Consider the following 18,491-nt stretch of genomic DNA (forward strand, 5'->3'; position numbering starts at 1 on the left):
TCGGCAACACATCGTGTTGTTCAGGTATATTGGCAGCATGTGAAATTTGAAGGAAGTGTGCGCGTTGTAGAAAGAAACGCAAGTAATGGAAAATTTTCCCTGTGGCCGGTCGGGAAAATAGCGAAAAGAAAAAAGCTGACCGTATTTTTCAACGATCAGCTCTTATGGATTAATGAGGTGTTGTTGCAGTAGTATCTGCAGGAGCTTCTACCTGGGTAGTGTCTGGAGCAGCAACCTCAGTTGAAGTTGTGTCAGCAGCAGGAGTAGTTTCTTGCTCAGATGCAGTTTTTTTAGGTTCGCAAGATGCGAGAACAACCAGGCAAAGTATGCCGAAAGCGAATTTCAATGTGTTTTTCATGACTTATTGGTTTAAAAATTTCCTTTCATACCAAAACCTTTGAAAGGTCACCCAACACAAAAGATATTTTTCTTTGGGTTACCTTCGCAGCACTTTTGTATAAAATCGACTTCATTGAACGTGTATTACTTTGACGAGCTGATTGTTTCAGAGATCAAGAAGAAAAATGAGGTAGCGCTCCGGGAGCTCTACAAAACGCATTATCCGATGATTGTGAACCTGATTCGTTCCAACAATGGCACGGAGGAGGAGGCTAAGGATATTTACCAGGAGGCTGTAATTGCTTTTTATGAAAAAGTGCAGCAGCCTGAATTTATACTTACCTGCAAAATTAAAACATACCTCTATGCTGTGTGCCGCAGGCTGTGGTTAAAACGCCTCGCCGAGAAAAAGCGTTATCATGGTAATATACAGGAAACGGAAACTTTTCTGGGTATTGAAGAAGAGATGAATGCCATCGAAGACAACGAGCAACGATTTATCCGGATGCGCGAATCGCTGGCGAGCCTGGGTGAACCTTGCCGGGGAATCCTCGAAGATTTTTATATGCATGATCTTTCGATGGAAGCAATTCGCGACAAGTTTGGCTATACCAATGCAGACAACGCCAAGAACCAGAAGTATAAATGTCTGCAACGACTGAAGAAATTATTTTTTGCAACGTATAAAGAAGACCTTCCATGAACGCTGACCAGGCACTCTACGAATTACTGGACGATTACTTTTCCGGAAAGCTTACTGCCGAAGAAGCTGAGGCCGTAGAGAATAAATTAAAAAGTGATCCGGCTCTTAACGCCAAGGCACAGCAGCATAAAACCATGCGCGATGCCATGAAGTTCTACAACAACCGTGTAGAGCTTAAACACATGCTGGACAGTGCACACCTTGAAGTGGAAGAAACAAAACCGGTTGTGCTGCTTCCGGCCACGATAGGAGGATGGAAAAAATACTGGCCCATGACAGCTGTAGCTGCTTCGGTAGCGATGGTAAGTATACTGGGTACACTGTGGATGACGCAATCGCTTGAGACCAAACAGACTGCTATTTATAAGGAGTTGCGCAGAAATGTAGATCAGATCAAGCATTCACAGAAAATGCTGATGAAAGATATAGCGCAGTCCATGGACAAAGGCAAACAGCCGATACCGAGTAAATATGCAGGTTCAGGTTTTCTCATTTCATCCAACGGTTATGTGGCCACCAGCTACCACGTTGTAAAAGAAGCAGACTCTGTATTTATTGAGAACGAAAAATTCGGCAGGCAGAAAGTAACGATCGTACTGCGCGATCCGGCCAATGATATAGCCGTGTTGAAACTGATGAACGATTCCATTGCCTATACAACACGTTCATTACCGTATGCTATAGCAAAAGATGAAGCGAGTTTAGGTGAACATGTTTTTACCCTGGGCTTTCCACGTGAGGATATAGTTTTTGGTGAAGGCTCCATCAGTGCTTCTACAGGCTTTAGCCAGAATCCGAATTCATACCAGGTATCGGTTCCGGTAAATCCGGGTAACAGTGGCGGACCACTTTTCAACGAAAGTGGTGACCTTGTAGGTATCATCAGCGGTATACAAACAGAGACATTGGGTGCTGCATTCGCGATCAAATCAACTGTTATCATGGATGCCATCTCCAAAGCATCACTAGATACACTAGCCAGACCGTTGGTTCTACCTAAATATAGCACCCTGAAAAACTCTAGCCGCGTACAGCAAGTAAAACGCTGGAAAGACTACGTGTTTGTGGTGCAGGTCTATAAAAACTAGCCGTGAGCTTCGGGCTGCGAGAAAGGAAGAGGACGCTTGGAGCAAAAGGCGGCTGCCTTCTGGCTTGTTTTCGTTCGGTATAGGATTAATCTTTATAGCTATATATAGTAAGTATATAGCAATCCTGTATTTTCCAGTAGCTTGAAGCCAGCAGCCACTCAAGCTCGCAGCTAATTCATTCTTTCCAGTCTTTGTAGATAAATCGCAGCGCATCGTAATAGCCGACCATCAGGGATTTTTGTATTGGTAATACCAACAACAATCATTTTAGGTATAACATTTACATCCCAGCGGCTCAGGTAATCGGTATATTGAGAGAGCATCTCAAAGTGACTTTCACCGTCCAGTAAATATAGCACCGGGAACCTTCTGTCCAGGTGAGCCGAATCCAATGCCGGGTAATGAATATAGATCTTGCGATATTCTTTTAATACTTTCGAATAAAGCGTTATAGCCACACTCGAAACTGGCTTATACGACTCAACCTGCTGTGCCCTCACTTGAAAAACACAAAACAACAACATGATGAACAACTTGCAGCATTTCATAGTGTAGGGTTAAAGAGTCTGGTAATTAGCACAATATAGCTAAATAGCTGCGAGCTTCTAGCTATATAGCGAGACCTGAAATTTTCCAGCAACAACTTGAAGCTAATTGTATTATTTGTAGTTAGTAGCCGTTCCTCATTCATATTACCGCTCACAGGGCCCGCAATGGAAAGCTAGGAGTCAGCAGCTAATTGTATTCTTCATAGTTAATACCTGTTTCCATTCACATCACCGTTCACAAGCTCGCAGCCAGCAGCTCCCAACAGATTACGTTGCCTTACTACGAGTTGCTCGTTTTGCAATAATGCTCACTACGATAAGTTGCAGCGCGTGGTACATCATGAGTGGAAGGAGCAGTAATCCAGTCGCGGTGTTGTTGGTGAAGAGTACGCGCGACATGACGGTGCCGTGGACAAGGGATTTTTTTGATCCACAGAAAACAACGGTAATTCTGTCTTTTCGATTGAAGTGAAGTATACTGCAGAGCATGTTTGTTATTCCGTATACAATAAAAAATAGCAGGAGCATGGCAACACCGAGTAATAGTAACTCGGGCAGCGTGAGGTTGTCGAACATCTTTTTTTCGAACGATTCGCAGAAGGCAGTATATACAATAATAAGAATGATGGTCTGATCAAAATACTTCAGCTGTTTTTTATACTTCTCTGCGATATGTCCCCACTTCGGGTTCAGTAAAATCCCTACTACTACCGGCAGCAATACCTGCAATACAAGTTTCCCCATAATACTACCGAGCTCTATATTTTGTGATGAGCCTGAGAGTATAAGTTCCATCCACAACGGAGTAATAAACACACCGATGATGCTGGATATACTGGCATTAAATATAGCAGCCGGTATATTTCCTTCTGCCATCGACACCATCACTACCGATGATGATACCGTTGATGGTAAACTGGCCAGGAAAAAAGTACCGATCCACAACACGTGCCATTGTTCATCGGGCACCAACATCTGCAACGGAAAAACAAGTAACGGAAAGAGTATAAATGTACTGGCCTGCACGAGTATGTGAAGCTTCCAGTTACCAAGTCCTTGCTGCAGTTTTTGTTTGCTCAGGCGTAAGCCGTAGAAAAAGAAAATGAGTGAGACACCATAATTCGCGAGCGATGATAACGAGAATGTTCCTTCTGTTATGCCGCCTTGTGGCCACAGGTATGCCAGCAGAATCATACCCAGCAGTGCCAGCACAAAACCATCAAGTCCGAATCGTTGTAGCAGTCGCAGCGGATTGAATCGTAAGGACGTTTCGTTTTTTATCTCGTGATCGTTCATGAACGCAATAAATAGCGAAGAAAATATTTTTCAAAAATCACACCGATAAAAGAAAAGTTTGCCGGTCTGTTTTATCTTCACGGCCCGAGTTACCCGGATTTTGTAATAATTTATAGTTAATATTCTTCCCTTTATGAAAAAAAATGATTACGCCTGGTATAGTGTTGTGCTGATGGTAAGCATGTTGGTGTGCCTGCCGGCTGTTGCACAGCAAGATACTTCCCTCAAACTTTGGTATGATAAACCTGCTGTTAAGTGGGAGGAGGCATTGCCACTTGGTAACGGACGTTTGGGCACCATGCTCTACGGTAATCCTCAAAAAGAAGAGCTGCAGTTAAATGAAGGTACAATATGGGCGGGCGGTCCTAACAACAACATCAACCCGGCTATAGGGCAATATATACCACAGATACGCCAGTTACTGGCCGAGGGTAAATATGCCGAAGCACAGGCACTGGCCGATAAGAATGTAAAATCACTGAACGAAGGTATGCCGTATCAACCGGCCGGCAGTTTGTTCATGGAGTTCGCTCCTTATAAAAATATATCCGAGTACTACCGCGATCTGAACATTGAGGATGCCGTAGCTACGGTATCGTATCGTGCGGATGGTGTAAAATATAAGCGTGAAGTGTTTGCTTCCTTTACCGACCAGGTAATTATAGTTCGCCTTACAGCCGATAAACCTGGAAGCATTACGTGCAAACTTTCATTGAAGAGTCCGCAGAAGCATGCCGTGAGTTACGAGAAGAATACACTGCTGTTAACCGGTGTTACCAGCGATCACGAAGGTGTAAAAGGTGCTGTTGAATTTGAAGGACAGTTTCATGTGTTGAACGAGGGTGGTAAAGTTACCGTTGATACATCGGGTATCGTCCTTACCAAAGCCAACTCAGCCACGGTATATATATCCATCGCCACGAACTTTAAAAACTACCACGACATCAGTGCAGATGAACACGCACGTGCCTCCCAGTATTTGCAACCTGCTCTGCGCAAGAAATATGTAAACGCGTTAACGGACCACAAGAACTTCTATAAAAAATATTTTAACCGCGTAACACTGAACCTGGGCACTACGGCATCGGTACAGAAAACAACCGATCAGCGACTCGCTGCATTTGCAACGTCTAATGACCCACATATGGCAGCGCTATATTTTCAATATGGACGTTACCTGCTGATATGCGGTTCACAACCCGGTGGACAACCTACGACATTGCAAGGTATATGGAATCACCACATGATGCCTCCGTGGGACAGTAAATATACCATCAACATTAACACCGAGATGAACTACTGGCCAGCGGAAGTAACCAACCTCAGCGAACTGCATGATCCGTTGTTCAAGATGCTCGATGATCTTTCGCATACCGGGCAGGAAAGTGCCACCAAAACGTATGGCGCACGCGGCTGGGTATGTCACCATAATACAGACCTGTGGCGTGTAACCGATCCGGTGGATGGTGCACATTCATGGGGTATGTGGCCGATGGGCGGTGCATGGTTATCGCAGCATCTGTGGGAACACTATATGTTTACCGGTGATGCTGATTTCCTGGAGCAATATTACCACGTGTTAAAAGGCGCGAGTCGTTTCTTTGCCGATGTGCTGCAGGAAGATAAAGAACACCATTGGTTGATTGTGAGTCCTTCCGTATCACCGGAGAATACGTATCACTATAGCAGTACACAAGAGGCATCGATCACGGCTGGTGCTACAATGGATAATCAGTTACTCTTCGATCTGTTTGGTCGTACTATAAAAGCAGCAGATATACTCAAGGTTGATAAAGCTTTTGCTGATTCACTGAGGGAGATTCGCTCGAAGCTAGCACCGATGCAGATCGGTAAGCACGGTCAGCTGCAGGAGTGGCTTCACGATTGGGACAATCCGGAAGACAAGCATCGTCACGTGTCACACCTCTACGGACTTTATCCAAGCAACCAGATATCACCGTATAGAAATCCTGAATTATTCCGTGCGGCTAAAAATACATTGATACAACGCGGAGATGTTTCTACCGGATGGTCGATGGGCTGGAAAGTAAATTTCTGGGCGCGTCTGCAAGATGGTAATCATGCTTTCAAACTGATTACTGATCAGCTTAAACCGGTCGGTACCAATCCCGGTGGTGGTGGTACATATCCGAACTTGTTCGATGCGCATCCTCCGTTCCAGATCGATGGTAACTATGGATGTACTTCCGGTATAGCAGAAATGTTTGTGCAGTCGCACGATGGTGCATTGCATATACTGCCGGCATTGCCTGATGAATGGAGGGATGGTGAAGTGAAGGGCCTTGTGGCGCGCGGTGGTTTTGAAGTGGACATTGTATGGAAAGAGAAGCAAATCACCAGTTTAAAAGTGCGCTCAAAGCTCGGTGGTGTTTGCAGAATTCGCGTGCATCAACCTTTAAAGGCCAATGGTAATTTTACCCTGAAGGAAGCAACCGGAGAGAATGTCAATCCTTTCTATGCTGTAGAAAGTGTAAAAACTCCGATTGTGTCGCCACAGGCGCAAGCACAACTTGGCAAAATAGAATTGCAGGCAAGTCTTCTGTATGATGTTGCAACAGAAGCTGGTACGGTGTATACCTTTATTCCGTTCTAGAAACGGGAATTTTCTTTCCGTATTTTTGATTTACTATTTTATCAAAACGAATTGAGACAACCATGACAGCGATATCAATACCCACACGACCACAACGTAATTTTTTACCCGAATCATTTACGGTTACAACCTGGGAAGCATTAAAACCTTATTTTGATGCTTTGCTGGACCGTAACCTGAATTCACAAGGCGATCTCAAACAATGGTTCCGCGATCGCAGTGAACTGGAGTCGGTGATATCGGAAGATCTCGCGTGGCGCTATATCCGCATGACGTGCTATACGGAGAACGAAGACTATAACAAAGCTTACCAGGATTTCATTCAGAACATTCAGCCGCAGGTTGCACCTGTGGCAGACCAACTGAACAAGAAAGCGGCTGCATCATCGTACCTCGATACACTCGCGAAGGAAGAAGGGTATGATATCATGATCCGTACATTGAAAAAAGAGATCGAAATTTTTCGCGAAGAGAACGTACCACTATATACCGAGATCAGCACCGAAGCACAAAAGTATGCACAGTTGTCCGGTGCCATGACGATCGAGTGGGAGGGAAAAGAAGTTACGCTTCAACAGGCTTCGGTTGTGTTGATGGATACCGATCGTAAGAAACGTGAAGAAGTATATAGAAAGATTAACAGCCGCAGGTTACAGGATAAAGATACACTCGATGCGTTGTTCTCAAAGTTGATAACGTTGCGTCACCAGGTATCGGTAAATGCAGGCTTCGCGAACTTCAGAGACTATATGTTCAAGTCGCTTGGACGATTTGACTATACTCCGCAGGACTGCTTCAACTTTCACAATGCTATACAAGGTGAAGTGGTGCCGTTGTTAAACGACTTTGCTCGCGAGCGTCAAAATGCCATGAAGGTTGATACGCTACGTCCGTGGGACAAAGCGGTTGATCCGGAAGGACGTGCTGCATTAAAACCATTTACCAACGGACGGGAGCTGACGGAAAAAACAATCGAGGTATTCAAGCGACTTGATCCGTTCTTAGGGCAATGCCTCTCTATCATGAAAGAGATGGGACATCTTGATCTAGAATCGCGAAAAGGTAAAGCACCGGGTGGTTATAATTATCCATTGTCGGAGATTGGTGTGCCGTTCATTTTTATGAATGCTACATCAACATTGCGCGATATGGTAACGATCATGCACGAAGGAGGACATGCTATTCATAACTTTTTGACGCGCGATCTTGAGTTGAATGACTTCAAGTCAACACCATCGGAAGTAGCGGAACTTGCTTCCATGTCTATGGAATTGATCTCGATGGATCACTGGGATGTATTCTTTACTAACCCGGAAGAATTGAAGCGCGCGAAACGCGATCACCTCGAAGACCTGATTGAGACACTGCCGTGGGTTGCTACCATTGATAAGTATCAGCATTGGCTATACGAAAATGCAAATCACTCCACTGCCGATCGCAAGCGTGAGTGGAATAAAATATTCGATCAGTTTGCCGACACCATTACCGACTGGAATGGCCTGGAAGAAGCGAAAGATTACCTGTGGCAAAAACAGCTACACCTCTTTGAAGTGCCATTCTACTACATCGAATATGGTATGGCACAACTTGGGGCAATTGCTGTATGGAGAAATTTCCGGAATGATCCGGTGAAAGGCCTGCAGGGATATCAGAATGCATTGAAGCTTGGCTACCTGCGTTCTATACCGGAGATATACAAGGCGGCCGGTATAAAATTTGATTTCAGCAAAGCCTATATAAAAGAGCTGATGGACTTTGTAAAAGCAGAGCTGGCGAAGATATAGTCAGCTCCTTGCTTTATCGAGCAACTCACTCAGCAGGGCAGCATCTTCATCTGAAAGTGCGAGTATAGCATCGAACTCTTCCTGTCGGGTATCGAGTTCGGCCAGCATATCCAGGCCGCTTTGTGATATAAATATATTGGTCGCACGCTTGTCTTGCGGACTGGGTCTTTTTTCGATCAGGTTCTTCAGTTCAAGCCGGTCGAGCAGACGCGATACATCCGAATTTTTGTCCATCATACGGGCTTTAATGGTAGTGCCTGATATACCATTCGGATACTGTCCTTTCAGGATGCGCAGTATATTAAACTGCTGCAGGGTAATTCCATACGGTTTGAAAAAATTCTGGTATCGATCTACGATCCAGTGCGATGTAAAGATCACGTTGATAATCGCGCGTTGCATCGCATTACGGAATTTGGGTTGACTGATTTCTTCCTCGATTTTCATAGTACTGCTGATTTACTTTTTTGAAGAATGCCTTTTGCGTTACTGCGTTTTGTTTAACTCAATTTTACAGTTGATAGTTACTTCATTGCCAACCACGAGTCCGCCAGACTCAACTGTTTTGCTCCACTTCAAACCATAATCCTGCCGGTTAATTTTACCACTTAGTTTGAAGCCTGCCTTTTCGGTGCCGAATGCTTTTACGGTGCCGCCATATACTACCTGAAATGTTACGGGCTGGGTAACATCGCGCAAGGTGAGGTTGCCCTTCAGCATATAGTGCGTTCCTTCTTTTACCAGGTCGCCTTTAAATTTTATCTCGGGGAATTTCTCTGCATCGAAGAACTCATCGCCCTTTAAATGCATGTCACGTTTTTCATCACCGGTATACACCGAGGCGCTGCGCGCAGTGAATTCCACGTTGGCCCCGTTGAAGTCGGCAGCCTTGCTCGTTACTTTTCCATCAAAGTCTGTAAAATTACCTTCGGTTTCAGAAACAACCATGTGCGCCACACTAAAGCCAATGCGCGTGTGAGGTTTGTCGATCGTCCACACGGTTTGTGCCAAAGCAACTGCCGGCAATACCAGCAGGGCCAGTAAAATATGTATACTTCTCATAGAGGGTCTTCTATAGTACGTATATAAATGAAAACGGATACTGTTTTGTCTTAAACGATGAAACAGTATGGTAAGATAAAGAAAAAAAATCGGGCCCTGTGCCGGCTACATATTCAGGTAAAAATCGCGCGTCAGGTTTGTGTATGAATCATCCCACACGGTATTATGGCTGTATAAGAGAACTTCACCAGTGTCGCGGTCAGTGGCCGGTATACGGGAAAATGCAAGCAGCCAGCGTTCAATGGGTTTGGTGGCACGTGTGCGAAAACTCCATTGGCGGGTGCAATGTAAACCGTGTTGCGAAGCCAGTTCAATAAACTGCAGGCCCTCGGTATAGGGCAGTATAACCTGGAACGTTCCGTCCGGTTTGAGCAGACGCGTTACAGCGCCCAGTAATTCTGCAAAGCTCAGCATCACGGTATGCCGGGTTTGCAGTCGCCTTTTATCCGGAGGTTCCTGGCTGTTGATGAAGTAAGGCGGGTTTGATACGATGAGATCATAGCGGGCTTCACCGGCAAATTGCTGAATGGCTGAAGGAAATATCTTTACTTTATCAGACCACGGTGAGTGCGCTACATTTTCATGCGCCTGCTGTGCATCGTTTTGTTCGAGTTCAACGGCATGGATAAGCGCATCGGGTGGTGTACGCTGTGCGAGCATCAACGCGATAACACCGGAACCTGTGCCGATGTCAAGAATAGTTTTGGCATTGCCGATAGCAGCCCAGGCTCCGAGCAGAACACCATCGGTGCCTACTTTCATTGTGCATCGATCATGTGCTACCGAGAATTGTTTGAAGTGAAAATGCGTACCGCTTTTTGCCATGCGCCAATATTCTTAATTTACCACGAACAACAAATTTACAGGTAAATATATGTCTCAAATAATCCGGTGGGGAATTCTGGGCTGCGGAAAGATCGCGAACAAATTTGCCAATGATCTGAAACTGGTTGAAGATGCTACGCTGACTGCTGTTGCTTCGCGCGATGAAGCGAAAGCCCGCGCGTTTGCCGAACAATATAAAGCCGCTCGGTTTCATACTACATACGAAGCACTGGTGAATGACAGCGAAGTAGATGTGATCTATATCGCTACACCGCACGGCATGCATCACGAGCATGCGTTGCTTTGCCTGAAACATGGTAAAGCCGTGCTATGCGAAAAAGCATTTGCACTTAATAGCAGACAAACTGCCGAGATGATCGACCTGGCGCGAAAGCAAAAGATATTTATCATGGAAGCCTTCTGGACTAAATTTCTACCGCAGTATAAAAAGGTAACAGAGATTATACGATCCGGTATACTCGGACCTATACGCTGGATACAGGCAGACTTTGGTTTTAATCCCGGAGAGCCGATGCCTCAACGGTTGATCGATCCTGCACTGGGCGGAGGCTCGCTATTGGACATCGGTATATATCCTGTATTTTTAGCGCAATCATTGTTAGGTAAACCGACAGATATACAGGCCACCATCACCCAAGGTGTAACCGGTGTAGATGAACAGTGCGGCATGCTGATGAAATTTTCCAACGGTGCTATAGCAGCGCTATCATCAACACTACAGGCACATACACCTGTGGAGGCGGTAATTGCCGGTAGCGAAGGACGTATACTGATGAAGAACCGTTTTCATAACGCTATAGGTATATTGGAGGTAGCCATGGGTAAAGATGCTCCAACACCTGTAGAAGTACATCGCGAAGAAGGTTACGGCTATCAATTCGAAGCGCGCCATGTAGGTGAATGCCTTCGTAACGGACTCACCGAAAGTCCGGTGATGACGCACCAGGATACGCTGGAGTTGATGGAGACGCTTGATCGTGTGAGGAGGATTGTCGGGGTTAAATATAGTGTGGATTGATGGTTAGTTATCCTGAGTCTCCTCGGTGTACGGTAGCATTACTGTTCTGTAAACTGTGTCAGCATAAATGAGCGCAGAATCATTCTTCAATATAATCCTGGCTTTTTCAAAATCAACTCCATCCGGAATATGTACTCTCCCTTTAATCTGTTCGAATACATATAGCTTGTCTTGTGAAACATGATAGCGGCAGCATGGCACAAGAAAACCTTTGGAGTCAGAATAAACCTTTATGTTACCGTCATTGTAATCCGGCAGGATAGGCATAACGGGTGTTAATAATACATAAGACAAAACGCCAAATAATACACTCTGCGTAAAATAGAATATGACCCAAACTGTTGGGGTCAGTACGTAGAGAGAATAGTATGTCGCCATTATCTTAAATGGTCTGAGATTCATAAAGAATAGAACAATTCCTGTCAGGTAAAGGATACTCTTCAGTAGATCGATCAGATAAATATTAAGTCCGAATCCTGTTACTTGTACAAGTACATAATTAAAAATTAATATAACGAGCAGGATAAAATGGATTCGTATAATTTGGGGAAGCTTTAGCATACTGTCGGTTGATTTAACTCACATCTTTGAACGGTGTTCTATCTTTGAAATATTGGTTAACTATTCATGAGGGAATGTAATTCCTAAAAGTCCGATATCAACCGGTAGTGTTAAGGTGTCTTGAGGCTTAAGTTCAGGACGATATAATTTTTCTCTCAGTTTATCATCAGAAGCTGCGGCCTGGTTTTCCAGATCAAAAAGGAAAAGGCCGCTTTGTTCTTCTCTAGTAACTTGAATTACCGTGTATTTTTTTTGGGTACTGTCTCGTTTGTATAATTTGTTAATGAATAGTATACCACCCAGAAGTACATCTTTGAATATAAAAAGAAGACATGCCGTGATAAATGAAACATATAATAATGATACAAATGAGGTTTTAATTGATTTCGTGTTTATGCATAACATAATAAGCCATAGCACACAGATAACACCCCAAATCCAAAATAAAGCTGATATAAAGTATTCATCTTTGAATTTATGGATGTCGGCTTCCAGGTAATCAGCCCGTTGCATGGGGGCAAAGATTAGAAGTATACTGGTAACGACTAACCAATAGATGATAGTATACTTGTATTTAATGATAAATGCTTTCATCGGTGTCAGTAATCTAATACACACAAGGTTTATATATATTCAACGAACCAACAGGCGCAACAACAAGGCCATGGTGGGCATTCGACTTAACTATATCTCGTTAAAAATACCCTCGTATTCTGTTGGGTATACAATTTCGTAGTTCCACTCATTTTTTGCTGTCGCGATTCGTTTTGTAATCAGTACATGGTCCAGGAGGTTTTCTTCTCTTAAAACTTCCATTACTATTTCCATTGCTGGGGTCCAGTCGTCAACAAAGAAAAGCATATTTGCACCTGCACCCATGTCACCGGCAAACCATTCTCCGAGATTGTTGGTTTTGAGTCTTGCGTCAATTTCCTCTTCGATATTGTGTCGTAGGTTTATGAATCCCGAAGCATCCTCTTCATCCATAGCTGAATCAGGGACAATCTGTACAAACATCACATCTCTGTCATCAAATAATTTTTCAGCAAACCCATCGGCTTTAAACTGAGTTTTCAGCGAGTCGAAAATATTGGCATTGGTTAGTTGTTGAACGGAACTGAACTTTTGATGTGTTAAAGTATTATCATCAAGAAAAATATAACCTGATTGAATTTTTGAAGTTGCCCCATCCGTGAGAATTCTTTTAAACTCAATGGTATCATTCGTCTTCTTGTAGAATGATTCAAGAATCTGGCTGTGTTCATTTTTGAACTTGGTCAGTCGTTTTTCTTTTGGTCGGTACGTGCAGTCGGTCAGCAAGCCGAGTAATAATAATGGTAGAAGTAAATTTTTCATTTTTAGAATGAGTATAACGTGATTGTCTAATATATGCCAACTTCAAATTGTCTATATAGGTATTGCTGTACCAATTTACTGAAATCACGGAAGCGCCTCAATCACCCCGTTCACCAAATTAGCCAGACTGAAATTTTTATTATGCGTTACGCCAAGACGCACCACCACAAGTTTCTTCGAAGGAACAATCACAACGAAATTCCGCTCGAAGCCATCGAATACTATAGCTTCGTTGGGTAAGCCTGGATATTCTACCAATGTCGGGTTATCAATGGCTCCAAGATTCAACCAGATCTGCGCTCCGTACTGACGCATAGGAGCCGCTGGGGCAGGTGTCGTTGAATACTTCACCCAACCTTGAGGCAGTATACGTTCGCCATTCCATGTACCATCATTCAGATATAGCATACCGAAACGTGCCCAGTCGCGGGCGGAAGCAAAGGAGTACGAACTGGCTACAAATGTACCCGATGCGTCCGGCTCTATAATCGCGGTGTTCATACCGATTTTATGAAAGAGCTCTTTATAAGGAAACTGATAGTAATCACGATCACCAACAGTTTGCCGGATCATGCGCGAAAGTATATTCGTTGTTCCGCTGGAATATTGAAAGTGTGTGCCGGGCTCATGTTTCAGTTTTTGAGAGGCGGCAAACGCAGCTTTATCATCGCTCTTGATAAACATCTGGTGGAATGATCCGGTAGGAGAGAAGTATGATTCAGACCAGTCGAGTCCGCTGCTGGCCTGGAGTAAATTGTTCAGTGTGATTTTACTGCGCTCGTCATTTTTCCATTCGGGTACAGACGCAGGTTCTTCAACGTTCAGTTTGTCTTCTTTTACCAGTATACCGATGAGTGCGTTGGTTATGCTCTTTGTCATCGACCAACCCATCATGCGGCTGGTATAGGTATATCCGTCAGCATACTGCTCGGCCAGGATATGTCCGTCATAGACAACCACAACACCGTGGGTATATATAGGGTTCTCGGGATCAACATCATTAAAGGCAGCTTGTACAGTCTCTTTTACTTTCGCGTAATCAACGCCGCTAAACGTTGTGTCTTGTATAGCATTACCCATCGGCCACGCGAGTGAATCCTGGTTAAGCGTTGGCACAGGAGGCCGCACGATTGCCTGACTTCTCACAACATCAACATCCTGTTCCGCGATAAGCGTGCATCCTAACCGCTCACGATATATAGCCTTACTCGTCTTCCATAACATCGATACCGAGACAGAAGAATCGTTACGATCTACGGTATAAGGCAGGGAAGGCATACCGGGAAATACCTGGAACTCTTCGTGGACGACACTCTCCGGTGTGCGCCCGGTAACATACACGCACGAGCACATGGTTTTAGCCGCCATGCCTGTCATGATCGGGGGAAAGAAAATTAATATATAGGAGACTGCCAGGATGATGATAACCAGCAAGCTGATACCGAGGTACCGGAAGAATTTTTTCATGTGCAATAGTTACAACGTTAACAAAGCTACTATACCTTTTGAAATCACCTCATGTGTTTCGGTCTAAATCTAGTATTCTTGATAAAAAATTAAAGACGTTGAAAAGAAGTAAACTGAGTATAGCCGAGTTGAAGGATTTTCTGGACGAAAAGGTAGTGCTGTATAATCAGCCGGGCTTTATCGAGAACGATCCGGTTTCTATTCCACATGCGTTCAGCAAAAAGCAGGACATAGAAATAGCAGGTCTGTTTGCAGCCGTGCTCGCCTGGGGACAGCGCAAAACCATCATCAATAAATGTAAACAGCTGATGGGGATGATGGACAACGACCCGCATCGGTTTATACTGCAGCATCGCGAGAAGGATCTGAAGCCGCTGCTCGCGTTTAAACATCGCACCTTTAACGCAACCGATACGTTATACTTTGTAGAGGCGCTGAAATGGTTTTACCAGAACCACACTTCGCTGGAAGATGCCTTTTATGCCGGGGCCGATCATGAAACAGTAGAGCAGGGGTTGGATCAGTTTCAGAAAATATTCTTCAGCCTCGAACACGCGCCACACCGAACACGCAAACACATTCCATCGCCTGCGCGCAAGTCAACGTGCAAGCGCTTGGTGATGTACCTGCGGTGGATGGTGCGCGATGATGATAGAGGTGTAGACTTCGGCATCTGGAAAAAGGTAAAGCCAGCCCAACTGGTTTGCCCCTGCGACCTGCACGTAGATCGTGTGGCCCGCAGGCTCAAGTTGATCAAACGAAAGCAGACCGACTGGCAGACTGCGCTTGAACTGACGGCACGCCTGCGTGCCCTGGATCCGGTAGATCCGGTGAAATATGATTTTGCTTTGTTCGGTTTGGGAATCGAAGAGGGATGGTCGAAACGTTCTGCATAATCTTAGTAATTTCCGAACAAGAATGGTTACCTTTCGTCCCTTGACATAAAGCTTTAATCGAACAGATTCACTGCTGAAATAAAGGAAGTGGTAAAAAAGTAGTGAGATATCGTAGTTTGTAAAACTATCAACCAAAGACCGCTTATGAAGATGATGAAAAACTTTGCTGCACTGTGGGTATGTTTGTTGACGTTTCAGTTTTCATTTGCTCAGCAAGCTGCAGACCAGACGATTCAAACACCACCGGAAAATTACACGTTGCGCGAACGCTATAGTATTATGAAGGCGAAGTCACAGTCCTTCAAAGAATATAAAGTGGTTAAGGAAAGCGTGATGGATGGAGTGTGGAAGATTACACGCGACTCGCTGATGGCCAAAGATGTTGCCATTCGCGAAGCCCAGAAAAATATCAGTCAGCTGAAGAACCAGGTAGCCAGTGTGGAAGCCAACCTGAAAAAGAAAGAAGAGTCGATGGCAGCTACCCTGCACGACAGCACACACATATCCGTACTTGGTATCGACATCGAGAAGGGTGCATTCCTCACGATCGTAACCATCCTGGTAGCCGCGCTTGCTTTTGTTATTGTAACGCTGGCCGGTCGCATGAAAATGCTTACCAAAACACTTCAGGAAAAGAAACTTACTATTAACATGCTCACCAACGAGTATGAAGAATACAAGCGCAGAGCGATGGAGAAACAGACCAAGCTTTCGCGTGAGCTGCAGGATGAACGCAACAAACTCTCGTCCATCCGCAATACATAGTCTGGAGCGAACAGGTTTTAAAATAGTAAAAGTATATATAGCTCGGCTGTATATACTTTTTTTATGCGCTTTCGAAAAGCGGGAGCTCAACGGAAAATATAGTGCCTTTGTTCACTTCACTGGTCACCGATATCTTTCCGTTGAGTGCGGTTACGAGTTCTTTTACAATAGATAGTCCCAGTCCCGATGATCCTTCGCCACCGGTAGGCCGTGTACTCAGTTTCTGAAATTTGCGGAACAATAGATTTATTTCATTGGGCTGTATACCCAGTCCATGATCCTGCACTTCCATTTTTAAATGATGATCCGTCTGCTCAAGGCGTATGATCACGCGGGTATGCGGAGGCGAGAACTTCAGTGCGTTGGATATAAGATTTTCAGCGATACGCTGAAGTGCAGAGCGATCGGTGATAATGCAGCGGTTTGGTGTATGATCTTCCAGTATCAGCGATATATGTTTGGTGGCCGCATGATCTTTGAAGTCATCGAGATGCTCTTTCATAAATTCACTCATATTTACCGGCTCCGGTTTAAACTCCATAATACCTCCCTCAATTTTACCGATGTCCAGCAAGTTGCCGATCAGGTTCTGCATATTACTGCAGAGATGCTGAATGTGCAGTATATATTCTGCCTGCTCGGGCGATATATTTCCTTTCTGCATATTAATGAGACTGATGAGGCCGAGTATATTATTTACCGGGCTCTTCAGATCGTGTGCTGCTACATTCAGAAAATTATCTTTATCTGTATTGAAGCGTGTCAGCTTCTTGTTTACTTCCATTAGTTGATGTTCATATACTTTTCGCTCGGTGATATCGATCACGGTGCCACGGCTCATCATGTACTCGCCCAATTCATTATATATAGCGGTGGCATTGAGCAGCACTGGAAACGTGCTGCCGTCTTTACGCAGAAATGTATGCTCCTTGTTATGAATGAAGCCTTCACGTTTGAAGGCTTCAAAATCATTATAATATGAAGTATGTTCTTCTGGTACGAGGATGGAAGTAACGTGCATCTTGCTCAGCACCTCATCCAGGGTATATCCCAGCCACTTCAATTCAGTTTGATTCATTCTTATAATAGTACCATCAGAAGCAAGCGAATGATAGCCACAGGGGGCGTTGTTATACAGATCTTCAATCTCCTGCAAGGCGCTTTCAGTTTTAATGCTTTTCACTTGCAGTGTCTCATAAAACATCTCAAGCTCTTCCATATTTTCCTGTAGTTTTTGATTCAGTTCTTCGGCTACATCCGATTGTCGTTTAAGTTCCACGGTACGTTGTTCCACCTTTTTTTCCAACGATGTGTTGACCAGGTTCAGTTCTTTAATGAGCTCTTCATTTCGTTCCTGCTTCTGTACAATGGTAAACAGAGCGAGTATCGAAACAAAAGCGATCAGTATAAAACTTCCATAACGTATAATGATCTGGCGATTGTGCGTGATGGCCACCTGTTCCAACTGGTTGGTGAGCAATTCTTTTTCGTGTTTGCTGAATGCAGCAGTATATAGTTGAATGCTATCCATCAGTATTTTTCCCGGTCCCCTCCTGATAAGGGCAAAAGCACTGTCTTTGCCATTGATATTATACTTGCTGATGGCAGCCTCTATATATGCCAGCTTCCGGGCAACGGTAGGCAATAGTTTAGTCTGAACCAACGAAGTTTGTGTTGTATTATCCGATACCAGCTTCGAAATGGAATCGCCCGTGGCTAACACCATCTCACGGTTTGCCTTGAAATTCTGCAGATAGCTTGAATCACCTGTAATAAGATAGCCTCGCTGACTGGATTCGGTATCTTTCAAATGCGTTAGTAGTGTAGCAGAGTGGTCAATAACCTCGTAAGTATGAAAAACCCATTCAACACGATTCCGGCTGTCACGAATCGCATAGTGCGTTATGGCAGCACTGATCCCGGTAAGTATAACAGAACTTACCAGCAGCGTAATGATGCTGTTTGTTTTCATTGGATGGGCCAGAGAAGATAGTAAAAAAAAATGTAAGACCGTATAGCATCAAACGGTTTTATGACTGTAGATATTACAATTATCACGGTTGAGACAGTCCCCTTGGCTTTGGTCGTACTGAATTTTTAAGAAACTTTACAGAAGCCGTGTAACCAAATTGAAATCCTTAAGTTACC

Annotated in this window: 18 protein-coding genes; 7 read left to right on the forward strand and 11 right to left on the reverse strand. The window is 44.3% G+C overall.

Going from position 1 to position 18,491, the window contains the following annotated elements; translation table 11 throughout:
• Nucleotides 1-169 precede the first annotated feature (169 nt).
• Complete coding sequence (locus tag ACFQ21_RS17865; RefSeq protein ID WP_377580646.1) at nucleotides 170-358, reverse strand: hypothetical protein; 189 nt, start codon at nucleotides 356-358, stop codon at nucleotides 170-172.
• Nucleotides 359-478: 120 nt separating this feature from the next.
• On the opposite strand from ACFQ21_RS17865, the gene ACFQ21_RS17870 reads away from it, so the two are divergent.
• Together ACFQ21_RS17870 and ACFQ21_RS17875 are read left to right on the forward strand one after the other, a co-directional pair.
• Nucleotides 479-1,042, forward strand: a complete 564-nt coding sequence (locus tag ACFQ21_RS17870; protein WP_377582044.1) for an RNA polymerase sigma factor — start codon at nucleotides 479-481, stop codon at nucleotides 1,040-1,042.
• Entirely contained in the window at nucleotides 1,039-2,130 is a 1,092-nt protein-coding gene (locus ACFQ21_RS17875) for a trypsin-like peptidase domain-containing protein (RefSeq protein WP_377580647.1), read from the forward strand. Before ACFQ21_RS17870 ends, ACFQ21_RS17875 begins: the two co-directional genes overlap by 4 nt.
• 170 nt (nucleotides 2,131-2,300) lie before the next feature.
• Here ACFQ21_RS17875 and ACFQ21_RS17880 read toward each other — a convergent pair whose 3' ends face one another.
• Complete coding sequence (locus tag ACFQ21_RS17880) at nucleotides 2,301-2,678, reverse strand: hypothetical protein (protein ID WP_377580648.1); 378 nt, start codon at nucleotides 2,676-2,678, stop codon at nucleotides 2,301-2,303.
• Nucleotides 2,679-2,945: 267 nt separating this feature from the next.
• Nucleotides 2,946-3,974 carry a bile acid:sodium symporter family protein gene (locus ACFQ21_RS17885; RefSeq protein ID WP_377580649.1) on the reverse strand — a complete coding sequence of 343 codons (1,029 nt, stop codon included), beginning with the start codon at nucleotides 3,972-3,974 and terminating at the stop codon, nucleotides 2,946-2,948.
• 133 nt (nucleotides 3,975-4,107) lie between these two features.
• Here ACFQ21_RS17885 and ACFQ21_RS17890 point away from each other — a divergent pair, with 133 nt between their 5' ends.
• Both ACFQ21_RS17890 and ACFQ21_RS17895 read left to right on the forward strand, forming a co-directional pair.
• On the forward strand, nucleotides 4,108-6,588 hold the full coding sequence (locus tag ACFQ21_RS17890) for a glycoside hydrolase family 95 protein (RefSeq protein ID WP_377580650.1): 2,481 nt from the start codon (nucleotides 4,108-4,110) through the stop codon (nucleotides 6,586-6,588).
• A gap of 62 nt (nucleotides 6,589-6,650) precedes the next feature.
• A complete protein-coding gene (locus ACFQ21_RS17895) occupies nucleotides 6,651-8,372 on the forward strand; it encodes a M3 family oligoendopeptidase (protein WP_377580651.1) in 1,722 nt (573 codons plus the stop codon).
• Here ACFQ21_RS17895 and ACFQ21_RS17900 read toward each other — a convergent pair whose 3' ends face one another.
• The 3 genes from ACFQ21_RS17900 to ACFQ21_RS17910 form a co-directional block, all read right to left on the reverse strand.
• Complete coding sequence (locus tag ACFQ21_RS17900) at nucleotides 8,373-8,819, reverse strand: MarR family winged helix-turn-helix transcriptional regulator (RefSeq protein ID WP_377580652.1); 447 nt, start codon at nucleotides 8,817-8,819, stop codon at nucleotides 8,373-8,375. It lies immediately after the preceding gene.
• Between the two features lie 39 nt (nucleotides 8,820-8,858).
• The gene (locus ACFQ21_RS17905) at nucleotides 8,859-9,434 is read right to left on the reverse strand and encodes a YceI family protein (RefSeq protein WP_377580653.1); all 576 of its coding nucleotides are present in this window, start codon (nucleotides 9,432-9,434) and stop codon (nucleotides 8,859-8,861) included.
• A gap of 105 nt (nucleotides 9,435-9,539) precedes the next feature.
• Nucleotides 9,540-10,259 (reverse strand): tRNA1(Val) (adenine(37)-N6)-methyltransferase, encoded by a 720-nt coding sequence (locus ACFQ21_RS17910; protein ID WP_377580655.1) that lies wholly within the window; start codon nucleotides 10,257-10,259, stop codon nucleotides 9,540-9,542.
• A gap of 49 nt (nucleotides 10,260-10,308) precedes the next feature.
• On the opposite strand from ACFQ21_RS17910, the gene ACFQ21_RS17915 reads away from it, so the two are divergent.
• Nucleotides 10,309-11,298 (forward strand): Gfo/Idh/MocA family protein, encoded by a 990-nt coding sequence (locus ACFQ21_RS17915; protein ID WP_377580657.1) that lies wholly within the window; start codon nucleotides 10,309-10,311, stop codon nucleotides 11,296-11,298.
• 3 nt (nucleotides 11,299-11,301) lie between these two features.
• Here ACFQ21_RS17915 and ACFQ21_RS17920 read toward each other — a convergent pair whose 3' ends face one another.
• The 4 genes from ACFQ21_RS17920 to ACFQ21_RS17935 form a co-directional block, all read right to left on the reverse strand.
• Nucleotides 11,302-11,859 carry a hypothetical protein gene (locus ACFQ21_RS17920; RefSeq protein ID WP_377580659.1) on the reverse strand — a complete coding sequence of 186 codons (558 nt, stop codon included), beginning with the start codon at nucleotides 11,857-11,859 and terminating at the stop codon, nucleotides 11,302-11,304.
• 60 nt (nucleotides 11,860-11,919) lie between these two features.
• Nucleotides 11,920-12,453, reverse strand: a complete 534-nt coding sequence (locus tag ACFQ21_RS17925) for a hypothetical protein (protein WP_377580661.1) — start codon at nucleotides 12,451-12,453, stop codon at nucleotides 11,920-11,922.
• 90 nt (nucleotides 12,454-12,543) lie between these two features.
• On the reverse strand, nucleotides 12,544-13,215 hold the full coding sequence (locus tag ACFQ21_RS17930; RefSeq protein WP_377580663.1) for a hypothetical protein: 672 nt from the start codon (nucleotides 13,213-13,215) through the stop codon (nucleotides 12,544-12,546).
• 84 nt (nucleotides 13,216-13,299) lie between these two features.
• Nucleotides 13,300-14,682 carry a serine hydrolase domain-containing protein gene (locus tag ACFQ21_RS17935; protein ID WP_377580665.1) on the reverse strand — a complete coding sequence of 461 codons (1,383 nt, stop codon included), beginning with the start codon at nucleotides 14,680-14,682 and terminating at the stop codon, nucleotides 13,300-13,302.
• Nucleotides 14,683-14,780: 98 nt separating this feature from the next.
• On the opposite strand from ACFQ21_RS17935, the gene ACFQ21_RS17940 reads away from it, so the two are divergent.
• On the forward strand, nucleotides 14,781-15,578 hold the full coding sequence (locus ACFQ21_RS17940) for a TIGR02757 family protein (protein WP_377580667.1): 798 nt from the start codon (nucleotides 14,781-14,783) through the stop codon (nucleotides 15,576-15,578).
• A gap of 144 nt (nucleotides 15,579-15,722) precedes the next feature.
• Nucleotides 15,723-16,343, forward strand: coding sequence for a hypothetical protein (locus ACFQ21_RS17945; protein WP_377580669.1), 621 nt, complete (start codon nucleotides 15,723-15,725; stop codon nucleotides 16,341-16,343).
• A gap of 61 nt (nucleotides 16,344-16,404) precedes the next feature.
• Here ACFQ21_RS17945 and ACFQ21_RS17950 read toward each other — a convergent pair whose 3' ends face one another.
• A complete protein-coding gene (locus tag ACFQ21_RS17950) occupies nucleotides 16,405-18,315 on the reverse strand; it encodes a CHASE3 domain-containing protein (protein ID WP_377580671.1) in 1,911 nt (636 codons plus the stop codon).
• Nucleotides 18,316-18,491 lie beyond the last annotated feature (176 nt).

This window comes from Ohtaekwangia kribbensis (assembly GCF_042676245.1).
Lineage (GTDB): Bacteria > Bacteroidota > Bacteroidia > Cytophagales > Cyclobacteriaceae > Ohtaekwangia > Ohtaekwangia kribbensis.

Excerpts from the sequence above, each read along its gene's own strand:
- ACFQ21_RS17865 (WP_377580646.1), bottom strand. The coding sequence starts at position 358 with ATGAAAAACACATTGAAATTCGCTTTCGGCATACTTTGCCTGGTTGTT.
- ACFQ21_RS17875 (WP_377580647.1), top strand. The coding sequence starts at position 1,039 with ATGAACGCTGACCAGGCACTCTACGAATTACTGGACGATTACTTTTCC.
- ACFQ21_RS17880 (WP_377580648.1), bottom strand. The coding sequence starts at position 2,678 with ATGAAATGCTGCAAGTTGTTCATCATGTTGTTGTTTTGTGTTTTTCAA.
- ACFQ21_RS17885 (WP_377580649.1), bottom strand. The coding sequence starts at position 3,974 with ATGAACGATCACGAGATAAAAAACGAAACGTCCTTACGATTCAATCCG.
- ACFQ21_RS17890 (WP_377580650.1), top strand. The coding sequence starts at position 4,108 with ATGAAAAAAAATGATTACGCCTGGTATAGTGTTGTGCTGATGGTAAGC.
- ACFQ21_RS17895 (WP_377580651.1), top strand. The coding sequence starts at position 6,651 with ATGACAGCGATATCAATACCCACACGACCACAACGTAATTTTTTACCC.
- ACFQ21_RS17900 (WP_377580652.1), bottom strand. The coding sequence starts at position 8,819 with ATGAAAATCGAGGAAGAAATCAGTCAACCCAAATTCCGTAATGCGATG.
- ACFQ21_RS17905 (WP_377580653.1), bottom strand. The coding sequence starts at position 9,434 with ATGAGAAGTATACATATTTTACTGGCCCTGCTGGTATTGCCGGCAGTT.
- ACFQ21_RS17910 (WP_377580655.1), bottom strand. The coding sequence starts at position 10,259 with ATGGCAAAAAGCGGTACGCATTTTCACTTCAAACAATTCTCGGTAGCA.
- ACFQ21_RS17915 (WP_377580657.1), top strand. The coding sequence starts at position 10,309 with ATGTCTCAAATAATCCGGTGGGGAATTCTGGGCTGCGGAAAGATCGCG.
- ACFQ21_RS17920 (WP_377580659.1), bottom strand. The coding sequence starts at position 11,859 with ATGCTAAAGCTTCCCCAAATTATACGAATCCATTTTATCCTGCTCGTT.
- ACFQ21_RS17925 (WP_377580661.1), bottom strand. The coding sequence starts at position 12,453 with ATGAAAGCATTTATCATTAAATACAAGTATACTATCATCTATTGGTTA.
- ACFQ21_RS17930 (WP_377580663.1), bottom strand. The coding sequence starts at position 13,215 with ATGAAAAATTTACTTCTACCATTATTATTACTCGGCTTGCTGACCGAC.
- ACFQ21_RS17935 (WP_377580665.1), bottom strand. The coding sequence starts at position 14,682 with ATGAAAAAATTCTTCCGGTACCTCGGTATCAGCTTGCTGGTTATCATC.
- ACFQ21_RS17945 (WP_377580669.1), top strand. The coding sequence starts at position 15,723 with ATGAAGATGATGAAAAACTTTGCTGCACTGTGGGTATGTTTGTTGACG.
- ACFQ21_RS17950 (WP_377580671.1), bottom strand. The coding sequence starts at position 18,315 with ATGAAAACAAACAGCATCATTACGCTGCTGGTAAGTTCTGTTATACTT.